Annotated in this window: 22 protein-coding genes and 1 riboswitch; of the genes, 12 read left to right on the top strand and 10 right to left on the bottom strand. The window is 72.8% G+C overall.

Features of this window, described 5'->3' with window-relative positions; all coding sequences use genetic code 11:
- Positions 1-71 precede the first annotated feature (71 nt).
- The gene (locus tag IF19_RS0109700) at positions 72-767 is read right to left on the bottom strand and encodes a hypothetical protein (RefSeq protein ID WP_030117829.1); all 696 of its coding nucleotides are present in this window, start codon (positions 765-767) and stop codon (positions 72-74) included.
- Positions 760-1,539, bottom strand: a complete 780-nt coding sequence (locus IF19_RS0109695; RefSeq protein WP_030117828.1) for an alpha/beta hydrolase — start codon at positions 1,537-1,539, stop codon at positions 760-762. Before IF19_RS0109695 ends, IF19_RS0109700 begins: the two co-directional genes overlap by 8 nt.
- A 212-nt stretch (positions 1,540-1,751) precedes the next feature.
- Here IF19_RS0109695 and IF19_RS0109690 point away from each other — a divergent pair, with 212 nt between their 5' ends.
- From IF19_RS0109690 to IF19_RS0109675, 4 genes are all read left to right on the top strand, one after another.
- Positions 1,752-2,522: a lysophospholipid acyltransferase family protein gene (locus tag IF19_RS0109690; protein ID WP_030117827.1), complete on the top strand. Its 771-nt coding sequence runs from the start codon at positions 1,752-1,754 to the stop codon at positions 2,520-2,522.
- A gap of 30 nt (positions 2,523-2,552) precedes the next feature.
- Entirely contained in the window at positions 2,553-3,788 is a 1,236-nt protein-coding gene (gene macS, locus IF19_RS0109685) for a MacS family sensor histidine kinase (protein ID WP_030117826.1), read from the top strand.
- Positions 3,785-4,489, top strand: a complete 705-nt coding sequence (locus IF19_RS0109680) for a response regulator (protein WP_030117825.1) — start codon at positions 3,785-3,787, stop codon at positions 4,487-4,489. The genes macS and IF19_RS0109680 overlap by 4 nt, the downstream gene beginning before the upstream one ends.
- 129 nt (positions 4,490-4,618) lie before the next feature.
- Positions 4,619-5,614, top strand: a complete 996-nt coding sequence (locus IF19_RS0109675) for a 2-hydroxyacid dehydrogenase (RefSeq protein ID WP_030117824.1) — start codon at positions 4,619-4,621, stop codon at positions 5,612-5,614.
- 34 nt (positions 5,615-5,648) lie between these two features.
- On the opposite strand, the gene IF19_RS0109670 is transcribed toward IF19_RS0109675, so the two are convergent.
- Both IF19_RS0109670 and IF19_RS1000000138890 read right to left on the bottom strand, forming a co-directional pair.
- The gene (locus tag IF19_RS0109670; RefSeq protein ID WP_030121797.1) at positions 5,649-7,598 is read right to left on the bottom strand and encodes an anthranilate synthase family protein; all 1,950 of its coding nucleotides are present in this window, start codon (positions 7,596-7,598) and stop codon (positions 5,649-5,651) included.
- A gap of 136 nt (positions 7,599-7,734) precedes the next feature.
- The gene (locus IF19_RS1000000138890) at positions 7,735-7,803 is read right to left on the bottom strand and encodes a trp operon leader peptide (RefSeq protein WP_106973636.1); all 69 of its coding nucleotides are present in this window, start codon (positions 7,801-7,803) and stop codon (positions 7,735-7,737) included.
- A 102-nt stretch (positions 7,804-7,905) separates the two neighbouring features.
- Here IF19_RS1000000138890 and IF19_RS0109665 point away from each other — a divergent pair, with 102 nt between their 5' ends.
- Complete coding sequence (locus IF19_RS0109665) at positions 7,906-9,252, top strand: class II 3-deoxy-7-phosphoheptulonate synthase (RefSeq protein ID WP_030117821.1); 1,347 nt, start codon at positions 7,906-7,908, stop codon at positions 9,250-9,252.
- Positions 9,253-9,431: 179 nt separating this feature from the next.
- The gene (locus IF19_RS0109660) at positions 9,432-9,677 is read left to right on the top strand and encodes a (2Fe-2S)-binding protein (protein ID WP_030191634.1); all 246 of its coding nucleotides are present in this window, start codon (positions 9,432-9,434) and stop codon (positions 9,675-9,677) included.
- A gap of 4 nt (positions 9,678-9,681) precedes the next feature.
- On the opposite strand, the gene bfr is transcribed toward IF19_RS0109660, so the two are convergent.
- The gene (gene bfr, locus IF19_RS0109655; protein ID WP_030117819.1) at positions 9,682-10,161 is read right to left on the bottom strand and encodes a bacterioferritin; all 480 of its coding nucleotides are present in this window, start codon (positions 10,159-10,161) and stop codon (positions 9,682-9,684) included.
- Between the two features lie 158 nt (positions 10,162-10,319).
- Between bfr and IF19_RS0109650 the strand changes: the two genes are divergently transcribed.
- Positions 10,320-10,952, top strand: a complete 633-nt coding sequence (locus tag IF19_RS0109650; RefSeq protein WP_030117818.1) for a sulfite oxidase-like oxidoreductase — start codon at positions 10,320-10,322, stop codon at positions 10,950-10,952.
- 111 nt (positions 10,953-11,063) lie between these two features.
- Here the strand turns inward: IF19_RS0109650 and IF19_RS0109645 are convergent, their stop codons facing one another.
- From IF19_RS0109645 to thiO, 5 genes are all read right to left on the bottom strand, one after another.
- Positions 11,064-11,930: a deoxyribonuclease IV gene (locus IF19_RS0109645; RefSeq protein WP_030117817.1), complete on the bottom strand. Its 867-nt coding sequence runs from the start codon at positions 11,928-11,930 to the stop codon at positions 11,064-11,066.
- Positions 11,931-11,936: 6 nt separating this feature from the next.
- Positions 11,937-13,865 (bottom strand): Stk1 family PASTA domain-containing Ser/Thr kinase, encoded by a 1,929-nt coding sequence (pknB, locus tag IF19_RS0109640; RefSeq protein ID WP_030117816.1) that lies wholly within the window; start codon positions 13,863-13,865, stop codon positions 11,937-11,939.
- Positions 13,866-13,979: 114 nt separating this feature from the next.
- Positions 13,980-14,774 carry a thiazole synthase gene (locus IF19_RS0109635; protein ID WP_030117815.1) on the bottom strand — a complete coding sequence of 265 codons (795 nt, stop codon included), beginning with the start codon at positions 14,772-14,774 and terminating at the stop codon, positions 13,980-13,982.
- 2 nt (positions 14,775-14,776) lie between these two features.
- On the bottom strand, positions 14,777-14,995 hold the full coding sequence (gene thiS / locus IF19_RS1000000138170) for a sulfur carrier protein ThiS (protein WP_030117814.1): 219 nt from the start codon (positions 14,993-14,995) through the stop codon (positions 14,777-14,779).
- Between the two features lie 128 nt (positions 14,996-15,123).
- Positions 15,124-16,464: a glycine oxidase ThiO gene (gene thiO / locus IF19_RS0109625; RefSeq protein WP_078580686.1), complete on the bottom strand. Its 1,341-nt coding sequence runs from the start codon at positions 16,462-16,464 to the stop codon at positions 15,124-15,126.
- Positions 16,462-16,574: riboswitch (TPP riboswitch) on the bottom strand. It overlaps the preceding gene by 3 nt.
- Positions 16,575-16,626: 52 nt before the next feature.
- Between thiO and IF19_RS0109620 the strand changes: the two genes are divergently transcribed.
- The 5 genes from IF19_RS0109620 (at position 16,627) to metF (ending at position 20,513) form a co-directional block, all read left to right on the top strand.
- Entirely contained in the window at positions 16,627-16,968 is a 342-nt protein-coding gene (locus IF19_RS0109620) for an avidin-fold protein (protein ID WP_030117812.1), read from the top strand.
- A gap of 143 nt (positions 16,969-17,111) precedes the next feature.
- Positions 17,112-18,287 (top strand): NAD(P)/FAD-dependent oxidoreductase, encoded by a 1,176-nt coding sequence (locus tag IF19_RS0109615; RefSeq protein ID WP_234313189.1) that lies wholly within the window; start codon positions 17,112-17,114, stop codon positions 18,285-18,287.
- An 89-nt stretch (positions 18,288-18,376) separates the two neighbouring features.
- A complete protein-coding gene (locus tag IF19_RS0109610; protein WP_030117810.1) occupies positions 18,377-18,742 on the top strand; it encodes an Rv2175c family DNA-binding protein in 366 nt (121 codons plus the stop codon).
- Positions 18,743-18,818: 76 nt separating this feature from the next.
- Positions 18,819-19,469 (top strand): thiamine phosphate synthase, encoded by a 651-nt coding sequence (thiE, locus tag IF19_RS0109605; RefSeq protein ID WP_030117809.1) that lies wholly within the window; start codon positions 18,819-18,821, stop codon positions 19,467-19,469.
- Positions 19,470-19,595: 126 nt separating this feature from the next.
- A complete protein-coding gene (gene metF / locus IF19_RS0109600) occupies positions 19,596-20,513 on the top strand; it encodes a methylenetetrahydrofolate reductase [NAD(P)H] (protein WP_030117808.1) in 918 nt (305 codons plus the stop codon).
- Positions 20,514-20,561 lie beyond the last annotated feature (48 nt).

Raw genomic sequence — 20,561 nt, 5'->3', positions numbered from 1 at the left:
CTGCACGACCGCGCCGGGATCCGCCGGACCCCCCGCCCTGCACGACCGCGCCGGGATCCGCCGGACCCGCCCTACACGACCGCGCCGCGCCCCGGGTCGTCGTAGGTGTCGTCATCGTCGTCGTGCGGCATCCGGGCCACCAGGGTGGCGAAGCCGCCGAGGAAGCCGCCGATGCACAGCGTGGTGAGCCACCACGTCATCTCCCACTGGAACAGCACCGCGACCAGCATCAGCACCGGCCCGCCGATCACCGCGAGCCAGGCGAACTTCGCGGTGACGTCGGCCTCCGGCAGCGGCGGCGGCTCCGGGGGCACGAAATGGCCCTCGTCCCCGTCGTCCGGAGCGCCGACCCCGTCGTCCTTCGACCCGGGCAGCTCGTAGTCGCGCGGACCCGCGACGCCCGGCGCGAAGACCACCGAACTGCCCAGCGGCTTCTTCTCCGGCGGCTTCGGGGGCGTCTTGCCGGATCCCTTGTCCGCCGGACCCCCGGCGGAGCCGTCCGGCCCCACCGCGTTGAGCTGGTCTTCCTCCAGCAGAGCCAGGTCCTCGATCGACTTGAACGGCTTGGCGCCCGGCGGGTCCGGCGGCTCCTCCCCGTACCCCGCGACGATCGCGGCCCACGCCGCGTCCTCGTCGATCGCCCGCTCCTGCTCCGCCCCCTCGGCCCCGGCCGGCTTCGCCGTCCCCTCCGGGACGGCCGCCGGCTCGGTGGGGCGCGGTTCGCGCTCCTCGTCGCCGCTCGTGCGCTCCGCGTCGTTCTCAGCCACCGGACGTGCTCCCCTTCATCCCGACGTTCGGTGCGAGACGGCCGATGAACCGGTAGCTCTCATCGAAGATCCGCTCCGCGTCATGGTCCAACGTCGCCACGTGGTAGCTCTGTTCCAGCAGGATCTCCTCGACGTCCGTGGAGGAGATCCGGCTCAGGACGCGCGCGCTGTCGGCGGGCGGCACGACGTGGTCCTGCGGGCTGCGCAGCAGCACCAGCGGCTGGGTCACCTGGGGCAGCTCCCCGTCGACCAGCGCCAGGAACCTCCGCAGCGAGTGGGCGGCGTGCAGCGGCACCTTGGTGTACCCCACCTCGTGGGAGCCGGGCAGCGCGATGTCGTCGGCCACGCCCTTCGTCGTCCGCACCAGATGACGGGCGACCGGCAGCGCGTACGCCGAGAGGCCGTGCACCTTGTTGGCCGGGTTGACCAGCACCAGACCGCTGATCGCGTCGCCGTGCTTGGCCGCGAGCCGCAGGGACAGCGCCCCGCCCATGGAGAGCCCGAAGACGAAGACCCGCTCGCACTTCCCGACGAGGATCCGCAGCTCCCGGTCCACCTCCGCGTACCAGTCCTGCCAGCCAGTGACCGCCATGTCCTCCCAGCGGGTGCCGTGGCCCGGCAGCAGCGGCAGCGAGACCGTCAGCCCCCGCTCGGCGAGGTGGTCGGCCCAGGGGCGCAGCGACTGCGGGGATCCGGTGAAGCCATGACAGAGGAGGACGCCGACCTCTCCGCCCTCGTGGCGGAACGGCTCGGCTCCAGGGAGGACCGGCACCAGGGTCTCCTGTTCGTGGGACGGGGCGGGGGAGGACGCACCTGGGGGAGTGCTTGACGGATGACTTCACCGTACGCGACCGGACCGACACCGACCAGGGCCGTCCCGGCCCCGCGCGGGCTCCCAGTCCGGCCGGGCGGCCCCCGGGCGGGCGGGGGAGGAGGAGGTCCCACAGGCTAAGGTCTACGGACAGCACACAGGAGGCACCAGAGTTGATCTACGGCGCAATGAAGTTCTCCATCGGCGGGTCCCTGAAGCTCGCCTTCCGGCCGTGGGTGGAGGGCCTGGAGAACATTCCCGAGCGCGGTCCGGCGATCCTCGCGAGCAACCACCTCTCCTTCTCCGACTCGTTCTTCCTCCCGGCCGTGCTGGACCGCAAGGTCACGTTCATCGCCAAGTCCGAGTACTTCACCGCCCCCGGGGTCAAGGGCAAGCTCACCGCCGCCTTCTTCAAGGGCGTCGGCCAGCTCCCCGTCGACCGCTCCGGAGCGCGCGGCGCGGGCGAGGCCGCGATCAAGGCCGGCATCCAGGTCGTCGAGAGCGGCAACCTCTTCGGCATCTACCCCGAGGGCACCCGCTCGCCCGACGGCCGCCTCTACCGGGGCAAGCCCGGCGGGCTGGCCCGGGTCGCGCTGGCCACCGGAGCGCCCGTGATCCCGGTCGCCATGATCGACACCGAGAAGATCCAGCCGCCCGGCCAGGTGATGCCCAAGCTCATGCGCCCCGGCATCAGGATCGGCGAGCCCCTCGACTTCAGCCGCTACCAGGGCATGGACGGCGACCGCTTCATCCTCCGCTCGGTGACCGACGAGGTCATGTACGAGATCATGAAGCTCTCCGGCCAGGAGTACGTCGACGTCTACGCCACCGCCGCCAAGCGCCAGATCGCCGAGGAGGCGAAGGCCAAGGCGGAGGAGGCCAAGCGGGAGCGGAAGCAGGCGGCCGCGAACGACGGAAACGGAACGGAACGGTCCGGCGCGTAACCGCGTCGTCCACCGTCCGGGGGGTGTGCCATGGCCAAGCGTGAGCGGGTCGTACGGATGTCGGTCGAGCTGCCGCTGTGGCGTGCGCTGACCGGCTACCGCGTGCTGACCGCGGTCTACGCGGTGCTGCTCGCCGCCTTCGGCCGGGAGAAGTTCGAACGGCCCTGGGTGGCCGCCGCCTACCTCGGCTTCCTCGTCGTCTGGACGCTCGCCACCCTGCCCAAGGTCCGCTCGGCGGCCAACTGCACCAAGCGCTTCCTCGGCGCCGACCTCGTCGTCGCCCTGACCGGCATCCTGCTCACGCCGCTCGCCGACCTCGACTCCCAGACCTTCGACGGACCGACGCTACCCTCGATCTGGACGGCCGGATCGGTCCTCGCCTTCGCCATCAAGGGCGGCTGGCGGTGGGCGGCCTTCGCCTCCACGTTCGTCGCCGCCGCCAACATCATCCAGCGCGGCGACCCCAGCCGGGACACCTTCCACAACGTCCTGCTGGTCTGGGTCGCCTCCATCGCCATCGGGTACGTCGTCGAGGTCGCCCGCGCCAGTGAGCGCACCCTCGCCCGCGCCCTGGAGATCGAGGCCGCCACCCGCGAACGCGAACGGCTCGCCCGCGACATCCACGACAGCGTCCTCCAGGTCCTCGCCATGGTGCAGCGCCGGGGCGCGGCGATCGGCGGCGAGGCGGCCGAGCTGGGACGGCTGGCCGGGGAGCAGGAGGTCGCCCTGCGCACCCTCGTCTCCAGCGGACTGGTGCCGCCCACCCGGGTCTCCGAGGACGCCGCCGACGGGGCCGTGGTCCGCACCGTCGACGTGGCCGACGAGCCGGCCGGCGACGAGGCCGCCTGCGATCTGCGCGCCCTGCTCGCCCCGCACGCCGGAGCCCGGACCAGCCTCGCCGAGCCGGGCGCCCCGGTCCTGCTCCCGGCCGCCTCGGCCCGCGAACTGGCCGCCGCCGTCGGCGCCGCCCTGGACAACGTACGGGTGCACGCAGGGGCCGACGCCCAGGCGTGGATCCTCGTCGAGGACGAGCCGGACGAGGTGATCGTCACCGTCCGCGACGACGGTCCGGGCATCCCGGAGGGACGGCTCGCCCAGGCGGAGGGCGAGGGGCGGCTCGGGGTCGCCCTGTCCATCCGCGGCCGGCTGCGCGATCTCGGCGGTACGGCAGAGCTGATCTCGGTGCCCGGACAGGGCTGCGAGGTCGAGTTGAAGGTTCCCAGAGCACCGAAGGTTTCCCGGGGGAAGGCAGGATCGGCCCGATGAGTACGCCCAGCACAGCACAGGACGAGCAGGGGGCCGGCGGCCGGCCCCTCAGGGTCATGGTCGTCGACGACCACCCGATGTGGCGCGACGCGGTCGCCCGCGATCTGGCCGAGGCCGGGTTCGACGTGGTCGCCACCGCCGGCGACGGGCCGGGCGCCGTCCGCCGGGCCGGAGCCGTGCGCCCGGACGTCCTCGTCCTCGACCTGAACCTGCCCGGCATGCCCGGCGTCCAGGTCTGCAAGGAACTGGTCGGCGCCAACCCGGCCCTGCGGGTCCTGGTGCTCTCCGCCAGCGGCGAGCACGCCGACGTTCTGGAGGCGGTGAAGTCCGGGGCCACCGGATACCTGCTGAAGTCGGCCTCCACCCAGGAGCTGATCGAGGCCGTCCGCTCCACCGCCGCCGGGGACCCCGTCTTCACCCCGGGGCTGGCGGGCCTCGTTCTCGGCGAGTACCGCCGCCTCGCCTCCGACCCCGCCCCCGCGGCGTCGAACGAGCCCAAGGCCCCGCAGCTCACCGAGCGCGAGACCGAGGTGCTGCGGCTGGTCGCCAAGGGCCTGTCGTACAAGCAGATCGCCGAGCGGCTGGTGATCTCCCACCGCACGGTCCAGAACCACGTGCAGAACACCCTCGGCAAGCTCCAGCTGCACAACCGGGTGGAGCTGGTGCGGTACGCCATCGAGCGCGGCCTCGACGACGTCTGACCGGCGGGCGGCGGAGCGGGGCCGTATATTCACGGGGGTACGGCCCCGCCACATCGACGCGGATGCGGCCCCGCCCCCTTCTCCTGGGCACGGCCCCGCCCCGCGAACAGCTCCGGATCGGGAGAGCCCGTGGAAATCCTGGCCTTCGGCGTCCAGTCCGACGAGAAGCCCCTGATCGAGAGGGCCTTCGCTGGCCTCCACGAGGTCCGCTGCCTGGACGTCTTCCTCAACCGGGACACCGCCCCCATCGCGGCCGGCTACGAGATCGTCTCCACGAGCGTCAACGCCGACCTGAGCGCCCCGGTCCTCCAGACGCTCGCCGCCGGCGGCACGCAGATGATCGCCCAGCGCTCCACGGGCTTCAACAACATCGACCTGGAGGTCGCCGAGCGGCTCGCCCTGCGCGTCGCCCGGGTCTCCCACTACTCGCCGTACTCGGTCGCCGAGTTCGCCTGGACCCTCGCCATGGCCGTCAACCGGCGCATCATCCGCGCCGCGAGCCGCACCCGGGACTTCGACTTCCGGCTCGACGGGCTGCTCGGCCGGGACATGCACGGCCGGACCGTCGGGGTGGTCGGCACCGGCAAGATCGGGGAGGCGTTCACCCGGATCGCCCACGGCTACGGCATGAAGCTGCTCGGCTGGGACGTGGCCCACAACCCGGCCTGCGTCGAGCTGGGGATGGAGTACGTCGAGAAGGAGCGGCTGTTCGCCGAGGCCGACCTGATCAGCCTGCACGTGCCGCTGCTCCCCGCCACCCAGCACATCATCGACGAGGCCGCCCTCAAGGCGATGAAGGACGACGCGATCCTCGTGAACTCCAGCCGCGGCGGCCTCATCGACACCGCCGCCCTGGTCACCGAACTCCGCGCGGGCCGCTTCCTCGGCGTCGGACTCGACGTGTACGAGGCGGAGGCGGGGCTGTTCTTCCTCGACAAGTCCCTGGAGGGCATCGACGACGACACCCTGGCCCGGCTGGTGACCTTCCCCAACGTCGTCGTCACCTCCCACCAGGCGTACTACACCGAGGACGCGGTGGGCCAGATCATCGACGCGACCGTTCGGAACGTCACCGACCACCTGGCCCGCCGCCACAGCGAGAACGTCCTCGTGCCGAGGGCCTGAGGGCCGCCCTCGCGCCACGGGCGGCCCCGTGCGCTCAGCCCGCCACCGGCAGCCCCGCCAGCAGCTCCGTCACGATCGCCGCGCCCCGCACGGTCAGCACCGACTCCGGGTGGAACTGCACCGAGGCGAAGCCCGGCCCCCGCAGGGCGTGCAGTTCGCCGCTCTCCCCGTCCCGGCTCACCTCGATGCCGTGCGCGGCCAGCTCGGCCGCGGCGGAGGTGTCGCACCGGGCGGTGAAGCTGTTGTAGAAGCCCACCGTCTCCGGCCGCCCGAACAGCTCGATCCGGGTCTGCGCCCCCTGGTACGGCACCGCCTTGCGGACGATCTCCAGGCCCAGCTCCGCCGCGATCAGCTCATGCCCGAGGCAGACCCCCAGCAGCCCGTGCCGGTGGTCCCGCACCAGTTCGGCGGCGATCTCCCGCAGCAGCCGCATCTTCGGGTCGCCCTGATCGCCCGGGTTCCCCGGGCCGGGGCCCAGCACCACCGGCCCCTCGTGCGCCCGGACCGCCTCGCGCAGCCCCGGCTCGTCGTAGCGGCGCACCGAGACCTCCAGACCGGAGGCCCGCAGCAGATGGGCCAGCATCGCGGTGAACGTGTCCTCGCCGTCCACCACCAGCGCGTGACCGGACAGGTCCCGGACGCGCTCCCGCATCCGCAGCCAGAACGGCGCGAGCCCGCCGCGCCGGCCGTCCAGCGCCGCTCGCACCCGGGGGTCGTCGGCCAGCCGCGGCCGGTCCGCCTCCGCCGCCGGGCGGCCCGGCCGCACCCCGAGCGCGGCGAGCACCCCGGCCGCCTTGGCGTGCGTCTCGGCCACCTCGCTCTCCGGGTCCGAGTGGCGTACGAGCGTGGCGCCGACCGGCACCCTCAGCCCGCCGTCCGGGGCGATGTCGGCGGTACGGATCAGGATCGGCGAGTCCAGCGTCTGCGCCCCGTTCGCGTCCCGGCCCAGCAGCGCCAGCGCCCCCGCGTAGTAGCCGCGGCCCCCGGACTCGTACCGCTCGATCACCCGGCAGGCGTTCTGCACCGGGGAGCCGGTGACGGTCGCCGCGAACATCGTCTCGCGCAGCACCTCCCGCACGTCCAGCGAGGACTTGCCGCGCAACTCGTACTCGGTGTGCGCGAGGTGCGCCATCTCCTTGAGCCGGGGCCCGACGACCACCCCGCCCATGTCGCCCACCGTGCACATCATCTTCAGCTCCTCGTCGACCACCATGGACAGCTCCTCGCTCTCCTTGCGGTCCCCGAGGAACGCCAGCAGGCTCTCCGCGGTGGGGCCCCCGTCCGGGTAGCGGTAGGTCCCGCTGATCGGATTCATCACGACCGTCCCGCCCGACATCCGCACATGCACCTCCGGGCTCGCGCCCACCAGCGTCCGCCCACCCGTCTCCCCCCGCCGCCCCGGGACGGAGGCCCCTCCGGGCCCGCTGCCGCCCGTGTGCACCACGAACGTCCAGTACGCGCCCCGCTCGCCCGCCAGCAGCCGCCGGAACAGCGCCAGCGCGTCCGCCCGCCCGAACCCGGGGATCTCCCCCCGGAACGTCCGCCGGATCACGAAGTTCGCGCCCTCGCCGCGTCCGATCTCGTCCCGGATCACCCGCCGCACGATCTCCGCGTACTCCCCGTCCGGCACGTCGAAGCCGCGGTCCTCGACCCGTACGTCATGGGCGGGCAGCGCCGCCAGCACCTCCGCGAGCTCCAGCTCGTGCGCCTCGTCGGCGACCAGCACGCTCAGCGGGGTGCCGTCGTCGCGGACGTCGAAGCCGCGCTCGGCGATCTGCCGGAACGGCACCAGGGCCAGCGCCGGGGCCGCGCCCACCGGCAGATCGGCCAGCCGGTCCACCTCCCGCACCCCGCCGACGAGCAGTTCGACGTGATCGTGGTCACGCCCGGGGGTCCGCCGCCGCAGCAGGGCGAACGGCGGGGCGTCCTCGGCCAGCAGCCGGCGGACGAGGGCGGCGGCGGAGGGTGATGCGTACGGGGACATGGGTGCGGTTCCTTCCGGACGGCCCGTACGGAGATCCACCGGGGATCCGCACGGGGTTCACAGGGAGAGGAACGGCCTGACGAACGCAGAGAAGGCCGCCCCTCGGGCGGCCTTCGCGAAGTGTCAGCGCGATGAATCAGCGGGCCGCCGGATGAGCGGTCCACCACCAGTTCTGGATCGAGAGCTGGATCTGTTGCGTCGACATGGTGCGACCCTAGCGGACGATCCGGGCATCGGAGCGGGCGTCTCACCCATTGAGCGCCCGGATGGACGCCTTCCAGGACCCCGTAATGTGGTGACCGTGACCGTGAACGCCAATACCTCCGTCGCCGGTGGCAACACCTGGCGAGACCTTCCCGCGGCGCAGCAGCCCGAGTACCCCGACTCCGAGGCGCTGCGCGATGTACTCGCGGACCTCGCGTCGTATCCGCCGCTCGTCTTCGCGGGCGAGTGCGACCAGCTGCGCGCCCGTCTGGGAGCCGTCGCCAAGGGCGAGGCGTTCCTGCTCCAGGGCGGCGACTGCGCCGAGGCGTTCGACGCCGTGTCCGCCGAGCACATCCGGGCCAAGCTGAAGACGCTGCTCCAGATGAGCGCCGTCCTCACCTACGCCGCCTCCGTGCCCGTCGTCAAGGTCGGCCGGATCGCGGGCCAGTACTCCAAGCCGCGCTCCAAGCCGACCGAGACCCGCGACGGCGTGACGCTGCCGACCTACCGCGGCGACTCGGTGAACGGCTTCGCCTTCACCGAAGAGGCCCGGATCCCGGACCCGGCGCGGCTGAAGCAGATGTACCACGCGTCCTCCTCCACGCTGAACCTGGTGCGCGCCTTCACCACCGGCGGCTACGCCGACCTGCGCCAGGTCCACGCCTGGAACCAGGACTTCGTGAAGTCGTCCCCGGCCGGCCAGCGCTACGAGGCCCTGGCCCGCGAGATCGACAACGCGCTCAACTTCATGAAGGCGTGCGGCACCGACCCGGCCGAGTTCAAGGCGGTCGAGTTCTACGCCTCGCACGAGGCCCTGCTGCTGGACTACGAGACGGCGCTGACCCGTACCGACTCGCGCACCGGCGAGCTGTACGACACCTCCGGCCACATGGTGTGGATCGGTGAGCGCACCCGCCAGATGGACGGCGCGCACATCGAGTTCGCCTCCCGGGTCCGCAACCCGATCGGCATCAAGCTCGGTCCGACGACCACCGTCGACGAGGCGCTCGGCTACGTGGAGCGCCTGGACCCGGAGCGCGAGCCCGGCCGGCTGACCTTCATCGTCCGCATGGGCGCCGACAAGGTCCGCGACAAGCTGCCCGAGCTGGTCGAGAAGGTCACCGCCTCCGGCGCGACCGTCGCCTGGGTGACCGACCCGATGCACGGCAACACCTTCGAGGCCGCCTCCGGCCACAAGACGCGCCGCTTCGACGACGTCCTGGACGAGGTCAAGGGCTTCTTCGAGGTCCACAAGGGCCTCGGCACCCACCCGGGCGGCATCCACGTGGAGCTGACCGGCGACGACGTCACCGAGTGCGTGGGCGGCGGCCACGAGATCTTCGTGGACGACCTGCACCAGCGCTACGAGACGGCCTGCGACCCCCGGCTCAACCGCAGCCAGTCGCTCGACCTGGCCTTCCTCGTCGCCGAGATGTACCGCGACCAGTAGGAATCCCGCCGTCGGCGGGGAATTCCCGGCGGACGCACCTGTGGGGCACGGATCCATGTGATCCGTGCCCCACAGTCGTCCCCGGGCCTTTTCGGTCGGTTGAGCGGCGGGTAAGGTTAGGTTAGCCTCACCGTGGAAACGGGCGGCGCCCGCGACCGATCCACAGGGAGGTGAACCGCATGTACGTCTGCTCCTGCTTCGGCGTCACGGAAGCACAGGTCAAGAAGCATGCGGACGCCGGAGCCTGCACCCCCCGGCAGATCGCCTCCGCCTGCAAGGCCGGAACCGACTGCGGAGGATGCGTCCGCCGCATCCAGGCCCTGCTCGGCCGGGGCGAGTGCGCTCGCCGCGAGCTCCTCGACCAGCGGCAGGAGCCCGCCGCCGTCGCCGCGATCGGGGACGTACGCCTCCCGGAAGCCGCCTGAGCCGTCAGCTCTCCGGCTGCTCGATCAGCTGCGCGATGTAGAGCGGCTCACCGAGCTTCTCCACCAGCTCCAGCTGCGTGTCGAGATAGTCGATGTGGTGCTCCTCGTCCTCGAGGATCGACTCGAAGATGTTGGCCGACGTGATGTCGCCCTTGGCGCGCATCACTTCGATGCCCCGCTTGAGGCGGTCGATCGCCTCCACCTCGACCTGGCGGTCCGCCTGGAACATCTCGGTGACCGTCTGCCCCACTCGGACGTGGAAGAGCCGCTGGTAGTTCGGCAGCCCGTCCAGGAAGAGGATCCGGTCGGTCAGGATCTCGGCGTGCTTCATCTCGTCGAAGGACTCGGCCCGGGTGTACTTGGCGAGCTTGGTCCAGCCGAAGTTCTCCTGCATCTTGGCGTGCAGGAAGTACTGGTTGATGGCGGTCAATTCGGCAGTCAGCTGCTCATTGAGAAACTCAAGGACCTCGGGGTCGCCCTGCATGGCAAAGGCTCCTTCCAACCGGTGATCGAACTGGCGAGTTGGCCAGATCCTCGCACCGCGCCCACCGGCCGTCCAGTAAGTGCACGCTTAGTACGAGTTGCCCCGATGGCGGTCCGGCCTGGTCATGACCACCCCTGCCTGTCTGTCACCATGGAGACATGGGTCAGCCGGAAAGCCGGGAGAATCGCGCAGCAGATCAGTCGGAGCTTCCGCCGGGACAGCGACTGCAACGCGGATGGCCGGTCACCCATTACGGGCCCGTTCCCAAGTTCAAGCCCGACCGCTGGGAGTTCCGGGTCTTCGGAGCCACCGCCGACGGCGACAAACACTGCTGGAACCACCAGGAGTTCTCGGCGCTCCCGTTCTCCTCGGTCGTCGCGGACCTGCACTGCGTGACGAAGTTCAGCATGCTCGGCGCGGAATGGGGCGGCGTCCCCGCCCGTACGGTCCTGGAACTGGCGCCACCCGCCCCCGAGGCCACCCATGTGATGGTCTGGGCCGAGTACGGCTTCTCCTCGAACCTCCGCATGGCCGACTTCGCCGCCGACGGCACCCTCTTCGCCACCCACAAGGACGGCGAACTCCTCACCGCCGAGCACGGCTTCCCGCTCCGCCTCGTCGTCCCCCACCTGTACGCGTGGAAGGGCCCGAAATGGGTCCGGGGCATCGAGTACATGACGGCGGACCGGCGCGGCTTCTGGGAGGAGCGGGGCTACCACAACATCGGCGACCCCTGGTCCGAGCAGCGCTACTCCTACCAGGAGGAGCCCGGGGACGGCCCCGAGCTGTAGGGAGCGCTTGGCGGCTGACGGGCCCCTGCGGCTTCGCCGAGAACCCGAACCGGGCCTCCCGCGGCTTCGCCCGGAGTCCCGACGGGCCCGTCCGCGGCCTCGCCCCGAGCCCTAACGGGCCGCCCGCAGATCCTTCAGCCGGGCCACGTCCGCCGCGTGCCCCTCCTTGCCGCCGGGCGTCTCGATGATCAGGGGTACGCCTTCGGTCGCCGGATGCGCGAACAGCTCGCCGAACGGCTCCGCCCCGATGTGACCGGACCCGATGTTCTCGTGCCGGTCCTTGTGGGCGCCCACGACGTCCTTGGAGTCGTTGGCGTGGATCAGCTTGAGCCGTCCCGCGCCGACCGTCTCCACCAGCAGGTCCAGGGTCTGCCGCATGCCGGACGGGCCGGTCAGGTCGTGGCCGGCGGCGTAGATGTGGCAGGTGTCCAGACAGATCCCCAGCTTCGGGTGGGAGTCCAGCGCCTCGAAGTACGGCCCGAAGTCCCAGGTCCGCGAACAGAGCGAGGAGCCCTGGCCCGCCGTCGACTCCAGCAGCAGATCCGGGTCGTCGTCATGGGTCAGCTCGTCCAGCAGCGGCCGCATGTGCTCGCGCACCTGTGCCAGCGCCTCCGCCCGCGGCCGGCCGCCGGTCGCGGACCCGGTGTGCACCACCACGCCCAGCGCGCCGATCTCCCGCGCCCGCCGCAGCGAGTGGCGCAGGGAGTCCACCGACTTCTCCACCGTCGCCTCGGTGTGCGAGCCGAAGTTGATCAAATACGGGGCGTGCACGTACGCCGGGATCGAGGCCGCCGCGCACCCGGCGCGGAACAGCTCGTCCTGCGCCGGGTTCCCGGCGGGCGTCGCCCAGCCGCGCGGGTTGGCCACGAAGACCTGGACGGTTTCCGCCGCCAGCTCCCGGGCGTACTCCAGGCCGACCTTGGCGAGACCGCCGGCCACCGGGACGTGGCCGCCCACCGGATTGCGCAGAGCGTGCATGCGGTTCTAGAACCCCTTGGTCTTGACGGTGATCGTGGACCCCTCCGGCGCCTGCTCGCCGCCGTCCACGGACTGGCTCGCGACGGTGTCGCTGAACGAGAGGAACGGCCGGTCGACCTTGACCTCGAAGCCCGCCTCCTCCAGGGTGCTCCGCGCCTCGTCGACGTCGCGGCCGGTGACGTCGGGGACGTCCAGCATGCGGGGGCCCTTGGAGACGGTCAGCTCGACGGTGTCGCCCTCGGCGGCCTCGGTCCCCTCGCCGGGGGACTGCTCGGCGATGTCGCCCTTCACCTCGGTGGAGTGGACCCGGCCGGGCAGGACCTCCGCCCTGAGCCCCTCGGCCTCCAGCTCGGCGGTGGCGTCCTCGACGGAGAGCCCGGTCACGTCCGGGACGTCGATCGGGGCGCCCTTGCTGACGACGAGCGCGACGGCCGTGTCCGGGTTGCGGTCGGTGCCCGCGCGGGGGTCCGTGCGGACCACCTCGCCCCGCGCCACGTCCTCGCTGAACTCCTTGGTCACCATGCCGGGGACCAGGCCCACCTTCTTCAAGGAGCGCCGGGCGTCCGCGAGGGAGCTGCCCACGACGTCGGGCACCCGCACGATCTCCGGGCCCCGCGAGACCACGAGCTTCACCGAGCCGTTGCCCCGGATCCGGTTCCCCGACGCGGGGACGCTGCGCACGACCGAGCCCCGCTCGACGCTGTCGCTGAAGACCCGCTCCACGCCCTTGAGGTCGAGCCCGGCCCGGGCGATCCGCTGCTCGGCCTCCTGCTGGGTCTGGCCGAGCAGCGAGGGGACCTGGGTGAACTGCCCGGAGTTGATGTACCAGACGCCGGTGCCGATGCCCAGCGTCAGCAGTACGGCGGTGAGCACGAGGATCAGCGTGCGGTGCGGCCCGGCGAAGGGGCCGCGCCGCAGCAGCGGCCGGCGCCGGGCGGCGGACACCGCCAAAGGCGTCTCCAGGCGGCTGGTGCGGTGCACGGTCCCGGCGTCGTCGGCCGGGAGGGCCCGGGGGATCACGCTCGTACGGTCGTCCGCGCCGTCATGGGTGTCCGAGAGGGCCTGCGGAGGTACGGCGTCCAGCTCGGCCTCGGTCAGCCCGGCACGGGCCTCCCGGGTCTCGGCCAGCAGCAGCACCGCGTCGTGCGGGCGCACCTCGGGATTGCGGGCGGTCGCGCTCGCCACCAGGCTGTCCAGGGCGACCGGGAGCCCCGGCACGACGGCGGACGGGGGCGGCACGTCGGAGTTCAGGTGGCGGTAGATGACCTGGGCGGCGTTCTCCCCGGTGTGCGGCTTGGCGCCGGTCAGCATCTCGTAGAGCACGACCCCGCAGGCGTACACGTCACTGCGGGTGTCGGCGCTGCCGTGCTCGATCTGCTCGGGGGCCAGGTACGACACGGTGCCCAGCAGCGAACCGGTGGTGTCGGTGGCCGTGCCGACCGCCCTGACCAGGCCGAAGTCGGCGACCTTGACCCGGCCGTCGTCCCCGATGAGGACGTTCTCCGGCTTCATGTCGCGGTGCACGAACCCCGCCCGGTGCGCCGCCCCGAGCGCGGCGAGGACCGGCTCCAGGATGTCCAGCGCCGCCCGGGGCTGCAGGGCCCCGCGCTCGCGCAGCACGTCCCGCAGGGTGCAGCCCGCCACGTACTCCATCGCCAGGTACACGTACGCGCCCTGGGCGCCCTGGTCGAAGACCGCGACCACGTTGGGGTGCGCGAGGCGCGCCACCGACTTGGCCTCCCGGATGAAGCGCTCGACGAAGGAGACGTCGGTGGCGAGCGCCGGGTGCATCACCTTGAGGGCGAGCACCCGGTCCAGGCGGGTGTCCACGGCCCGGTAGACCGTGGCCATCCCGCCGACGGCGATGCGCGCCTCGATGCGGTACCGGCCGTCGAGCAGCTGTCCGACGAGCGGGTCCTGGAGGGTCGTGTCCACCCCGAGAGTCTACGAGCCGCCACCGACACCCCGGACGGGCCGGGGCGCTCCCGGGGCCGTACTGCAGCCGATCCGTGACAGGGACACGTCGCAGGCGGCGGGAGGCGCCACGCCTCAGAAGGCCGGCCGCTCCGGATCCAGCACCGCCCGCCCGGCCGCCGGGGACGACGCCTCCGCGAAGTGGCGGCGCGGAATCCGGCCCGCCCGGTACGCGAGCCGCCCGCCCTCCACCGCGTGACGCATCGCACCCGCCATCAGCTCCGGCTCCTGGGCCCGGGTCACGGCGGAGGCGAGCATCACGGCGGCGCACCCCAGCTCCATCGCCTGCGCCGCGTCCGACGCCGTCCCGGCCCCCGCGTCGAGGATCACCGGCACCCCGGCCCGCTCCACGATCAGCTCGAAGTTGTGCGGGTTGCGGATGCCGAGCCCGGAGCCGATGGGGGAGCCCAGCGGCATGATCGCCGCGCACCCCACGTCCTCCAGCTTCCGGGCCAGCACCGGATCGTCGTTGGTGTAGGGCAGCACCACGAACCCGTCGTCGACCAGGACCTCCGCCGCGTCCAGCAGCTCGATCGGGTCGGGCAGCAGGGTCCGCTCGTCGGCGATCACCTCCAGCTTCACCCAGTCCGTGCCGAGCGCCTCCCGGGCCAGCCGGGCGGTCAGCACCGCCTCGCCCGCGGTGAAGCAGCCCGCGGTGTTCGGCAGGACCTGGACGGAGAGCCGCTCCAGCACCGAGAGCACCGACCCCCGCACGGTCGGGTCCAGCCGGCGCATCGCGACCGTGGTCAGCTCGGTGCCCGACGCGATCAGCGACCGCTCCAGCACCTCCAGGCTCGGCGCCCCGCCGGTGCCCATGATCAGCCGGGAGCCGAAGGCGGCGGGCCCCAGGGTGAAGACGTCGTCCGACATGGTCAGCCTCCCTGCACGGCGGTCAGGATCTCGACGCGGTCGCCCTCGCCGAGCGTGGTGGCGGCCCACCGGCCGCGCGGGACGACGCTCTCGTTGACGGCGGCGGCCACCCCGGAGGCAGCCTGCGTCAGGGTGGCGAGAAGGGTGCCCAGGTCTGTCCCGGCGGGCAGGGCGCGGGCCTCCCCGTTGACGGAGACGGAGACGGAGCGGGCGTCGCGCACGGCTTCTCCGGCCGCGCTCAGGGGCCCGGCTCCGAGGTCGGTACCGGGCTCGGGTCGGGTGCCGGGTCCGTGTCCGGCGGCGGGTGCGGTTTTGGCGGCGGTGGCTTCCGGTCCGGCGGAGTGCTGGGTCATACGGGCTGCTCCTGGGGTACGGGGGCGGCGGCGGGCTGGAAACGGCCGGGGGAGAAGGGGCGGGCCTCCTCGGGCAGCTCGCCGGTGGTCAGCGCGTCGGCCATCGCGTCCCCGGTGACGGGTGTCAGCAGGACGCCGTTGCGGTGGTGGCCGGTGGCGAGCAGCAGGCCGGGCAGGGCGGTGGGGCCGAGCAGCGGGGCGTTGTCCGGGGAGGCCGGACGCAGCCCCGCCCGCGTCTCGGTCAGCGGCAACTCGGTGATCCCGGGCACCAGTTCATGGGCGTCGCGCAGCAGCTCGTACACCCCGCCCGCGGTGACCGTGGTGTCCCAGCCCATCTCCTCGCTGGTCGCGCCGACGACCAGCTCGCCGTTCTCACGCGGTACGAGGTAGACGTGGCCGCCCCGGACCACCGCACGCACGGTGCGGCTGAGGAAGGGGGCGTACGCCGGGGGCACGGTGAGCCGCAGAACCTGGCCCTTGACCGGGCGCACCGGCGGTACGAGCTCCGGCGGGAGCCCCGCGAGCCGCCCGCTGAGACTGCCCGCCGCGAGGACGACCTGACCGGCGGCGAACGCGGTGCCGTCGCCGAGCAGCGCCCCGGCTGCCCGGTCGCCGGTGACGTTGAGCCGCTCGGCGGTCGTCCGGAGGAAGACGACCCCGGCCCGCTCGCAGGCGGTCAGCAGCGCGGCGGCGAGGCGGCGCGGGTCCACCTGGTGGTCGCCGTCGACCCGGAGGCCGCCCCGGACGCCCGGGGCCAGCATCGGTTCCAGGCGGCGGCACTCACGGCCGTTCAGCCAGACCGACTCCAGGCCCGACCGCTCCTGGAGGGCGTGCAGTTCGCGCAGATGCGCCCGGTCGTCGGCGTCCAGCGCGACGGCGAGCGTGCCGCAGGTCCGGAAACCGGTGTCCCGGCCGCTCGCCTCCTCCAGCTCCGCGACGAACGCCGGATAGCGGGCGGCGGAGGCGAGGTTGAGCCCGAGCAGCAGCTGTTCGCCGTAGTGCAGTTCGGTGACGGCGGCCAGCATCCCCGCCGCCACCCGGGCGGCCCCGCCGCCCGGCTCCGGGTCGGCCACGGTGACGGACAGCCCGCGCTGGGCGGCCCGCCAGGCGGTCACCAGGCCGATGACGCCGCCGCCGACGACGAGGACGTCGGACCCCTCCGCCCGGCCGGAGGCCGTCGGCCCCGCCCCGGCGGAGACGTGCGACGGGACGGGCCCCGCCGTCCCGTCGGGCCCCGCCGTCCCGTCGGGCCCTGCCGGCCCGCAGGCCCGCCCGTCGGACGCGACCGGCCCGCAGGCCCCTCCCGGAACTCCGGGGGTGTTTCCCGAGACGCGCATGGGTGTCCAGCCCCTCCCTTCGCCGGCATGACCCGGATCAGGTTCGTACGGTCGGAGGCCGGTCAGCCTCCCTCTCAGCCCGGTGCGTCCGGGCTCCCGCGAGTGTTCTACCGTGGCCACCCTAAACCCCGCCGCCCACCGCCCAGCAGGGAGCCGGTCGCCATGGCCCGTTCGCTCGACGGACTCGTCCTCTCGCCCGTCGCCGATCAGGCCCCCGGCCAGGTCGGGACCCGCACCCGGTTCACGTACCACGAGCAGGACGGCCGGATCTGGGCCGAGTACGCGGGCGGGGACGTGGTCCGCGGCCACCTCGTCGGCACCCGGGACGGGGACGCGCTGGACTTCCGCTACGTCCAGCTCAAGCGGGACGGCACCACTTCCTCCGGGCACTGCCTCTCCACCGTCGTCGGCCTCCCGGACGGCCGGGTGCGGCTGGAGGAGCGGTGGACGTGGGAGTCCCAGCAGGGCAGCGGGACCAGCGTGGTGGAGGAACTGCCCGCCTGACGCACGACAGTTCCGCCGCCTCCCGGCGGGCCCCTCCGGGAGGCCCCCTTTCTGACGCACCGTCAGGTGATTAAGGTGGACGGGTGAGCGAGCAGCAGACGGAGAAGAGCCCCGCCCGGAACGTCGTGATCGTCGGAGCGGGCATGGCCGGGGTGCAGAGCGCCGTCGCCCTGCGCCAGGCGGGCTTCGCCGGCCCCGTGACCCTGATCGGGGCCGAGCCCCACCAGCCCTACGACCGCCCGCCGCTGTCCAAGGCCGTGCTGCTGGGCGAGGCGGAGCACTCCGCCTTCGACGTCGACTTCGAGGCGCTGGACATCACCCTGCGCCTCGGCCTGGACGTCACCGCCCTGCGCGCCGCCGACCACGTACTGGACACCGCCGAGGGGCCCGTCCCGTACGACGCCCTGATCCTGGCGACCGGCGCGGAGCCCATCACCCTGCCCGGCTCCGAGGGCGTGCCCGGCGTCCACCTGCTGCGCACGCTCGACGACGCCGCCCGGCTGCGGCCCGTCCTGGAGCGGCAGCACGACGTGGTGGTCGTCGGGGCGGGCTGGATCGGGGCGGAGTTCGCCACCGCCGCCCGCGCCGCGGGCTGTGCGGTCACCGTCGTCGAGGCCGCCGCCCGCCCGCTCGCCGGAACCCTGCCCGCCGAGGTGTCCGCCCCCATGGCCGCCTGGTACGCGCAGAGCGGCGCCGAACTCCTCACCGGGGCCCGGGTCGACCGCGTCGAGGAGGGCTCCGTCGTCCTCGTGGACGGCCGGGTGCTGCCCGCCGGAGCTGTGGTCGTCGGCATCGGCGCGCGCCCCGCCACCGGCTGGCTGGCCGGCTCCGGCATCGCGCTCGGCCCGGACGGCTCGGTCACCGCCGACAGCGCCCTGCGCACCTCGCTGCCCGACGTGTACGCGGTCGGGGACTGCGCCTCCTTCCCCTCCGCCCGCTACTCCACCCGCCTGCTCGTCCACCACTGGGACAACGCCCTCCAGGGCCCGCGCACCGCCGCCGCCTCGGTCATGGCCGCCGGTACCGGTGCGCCGCTCCCCGTCCACGACCCCGTCCCGTACTTCTGGTCCGAGCAGTTCGGCCGCTTCGTGCAGTACGCCGGCCACCACGCGGACGCCGACACCCTGCTGTGGCGCGGTGGCGGCGCGGACCCGGCCTGGTCCGTGTGCTGGCTGCGGGAGGGCGCCCTGGTCGCCGTGCTGGCCGTGGGCCGCCCCCGCGACCTCGCCCAGGGGCGCCGGCTCATCGAGTCGGGGGCCGCCCTCGACCCGGAGAAGGCGGCCGACCCCGCCGTACCGCTGAAGTCCGCCGCGCTCTGAGGGAGCCGGAGGGGCCCGCCGCCCGCCGCGGGCCCCCGTACGGTCGGCCCGGCTACCGGCTGTCGGTCCTGGATGGCACGCTTGTCCCTGTGACCGAGATTGACGCAAAGACCGATGCTCTCGTCCCCGCCTGGCTCCACCTCCCCGACATCGCCGAGATGCTCGACATCGAGGTGACGCGCGTACGCCAGCTGGTCAAGGAGGGCCAGCTCATCGCCGTACGCCGTGGGGAGAACCGGACGCTCCAGGTGCCCGCCGCCTTCATCGACGGCGACAAGGTGGTCAAGGGCCTCTCCGGCACCCTGACCCTCCTGAGGGACGACGGCTTCTCCGACGAAGAGATGCTGGAGTGGCTCTTCACCGCCGACCCGACCCTGCCCGGCACCCCCGCGCAGGCGCTGAGCGAGAATCGCGGGACGGAGGTGAAGCGCCGCGCCCAGGCGCTCGCCGTCTGACCGATCCGACAGGAAGCGGTGCACGGGCCGTTCGACGCGGCCCGTGCACCGTCACGACCACGGGGGAGCGCCACCGATGTCCACGATCCGCGAGCAGTTGTCCGACGCCCGGCTCTACCTGTGCACGGACGCCCGCAAGGACCGGGGCGATCTGCCCGCCTTCCTGGACGCGGTGCTCGCCTCCGGCGTCGACATCGTCCAGCTCCGGGACAAGGGGCTGGAGGCCGCCGAGGAGCTGGAGCACCTCGCCGTGTTCGCCGACGCCTGCCGTCGGCACGGCAAGCTCCTCGCGGTGAACGACCGCGCCGACGTGGCCCATGCCGCCGGCGCCGACGTGCTCCACCTCGGCCAGGGCGACCTGCCGGTCCCCGCCGCCCGCGCGATCATCGGCGCCGACCGGCTGATCGGCCGCTCCACGCACGCCGAGGCCGAGGTCGACGCGGCCGTCGCCCAGAACGGCGTGGACTACTTCTGCACCGGCCCCTGCTGGCCCACCCCCACCAAGCCCGGCCGCCACGCCCCCGGGCTCGGCCTCGTGCGCTACGCGGCCTCGCTGGAGCAGCCGCGCCCCTGGTTCGCCATCGGCGGGATCGACACGGGCAATCTGGACCAGGTGCTGGACGCGGGGGCCCGGCGGGTCGTCGTCGTCCGCGCCATCACCGAGGCCGCCGACCCGGCCGCCGCCACCGCCGAGCTGGCCCGCCGCGTGCGCGCCCACGCCCTCTGAGTCCACGCCCTCCCGGCGGCAGGCGTCTCGGGGTTCTGTCCGATGGGTGGACAACAGTCCGGCGAAACGAGACAAAATTCCCCACCTCGGTTGGGGGAGCGTCCACACCCTGGTTAACCTCCCCTCATGGCCCTCGGCACACCCTCCACCAGGACGGATCACGCGCGCACCGTGCGTGACCTGCTAGCGACCGGCAAGACGTCGTACTCCTTCGAGTTCTGGGCGCCCAAGACGGAGAAGGGCGAGCGGAACCTCTGGAACGCGCTGCGCCGGGTCGAGGCGGTCCGCCCGAGCTTCGTCTCGGTGACGTACGGAGCCGGCGGATCCACCCGCGCCGGGACGGTCAAGGCCACCCAGGAGATCGCGGCGGACTCCACGCTCACCCCCGTCGCCCACCTCACCGCCGTCAACCACTCCGTCGCCGAACTGCGCAACATGGTCGGCCAGTACGCGGACGCGGGCATCAGGAACATTCTCGCGGTCCGCGGCGACCCGCCGGGCGACCCGATGGGCGAGTGGATCGAGCACCCGCAGGGCGTGAAGTACGCCGCCGACCTCGTGCGCCTCATCAAGGAGGCGGGCGACTTCTGCGTCGGCGTCGCCGCGTTCCCGGAGATGCACCCCCGGTCCACCGACTGGGAGACGGACATCGGCCATTTCGTGGACAAGTGCCGCGCCGGCGCGGACTACGCGATCACCCAGATGTTCTTCCGCCCCGAGGACTACCTCCGGATGCGTGACCGCGTGGTCGCCGCCGGTTGCGAGACGCCGGTGATCCCCGAGGTCATGCCCCTCACGAGCGTCAAGCAACTGGAAAAATTCTCCCAGCTCAGCAACGCGACCGTCCCCGAGGCGCTGAAAGAGCGCATCCTCGCAGCCAAGGACGATCCCGCCGCTGTACGCTCCATTGGCATCGAGTTCGCAACGGAGTTCTGCGCGGAGCTGCTGTCCGAGGGTGTGCCCGGACTGCACTTCATCACGCTCAACAACTCGACGGCTACGCTCGAAATCTACGAGAAACTCGGACTGCACAAGCAGTCGTGACCGGTCGTACCCGCCGCCGACGCGGCTACGGCCGCAGGAGGGGGCGGG

The sequence above is a fragment of the Streptomyces californicus genome (assembly GCF_000717645.1).
GTDB lineage: Bacteria > Actinomycetota > Actinomycetes > Streptomycetales > Streptomycetaceae > Streptomyces > Streptomyces californicus.
The sequence above is the reverse complement of the archived record's forward strand: the minus strand, read 5'-3'. Positions and strand labels throughout refer to the sequence as shown.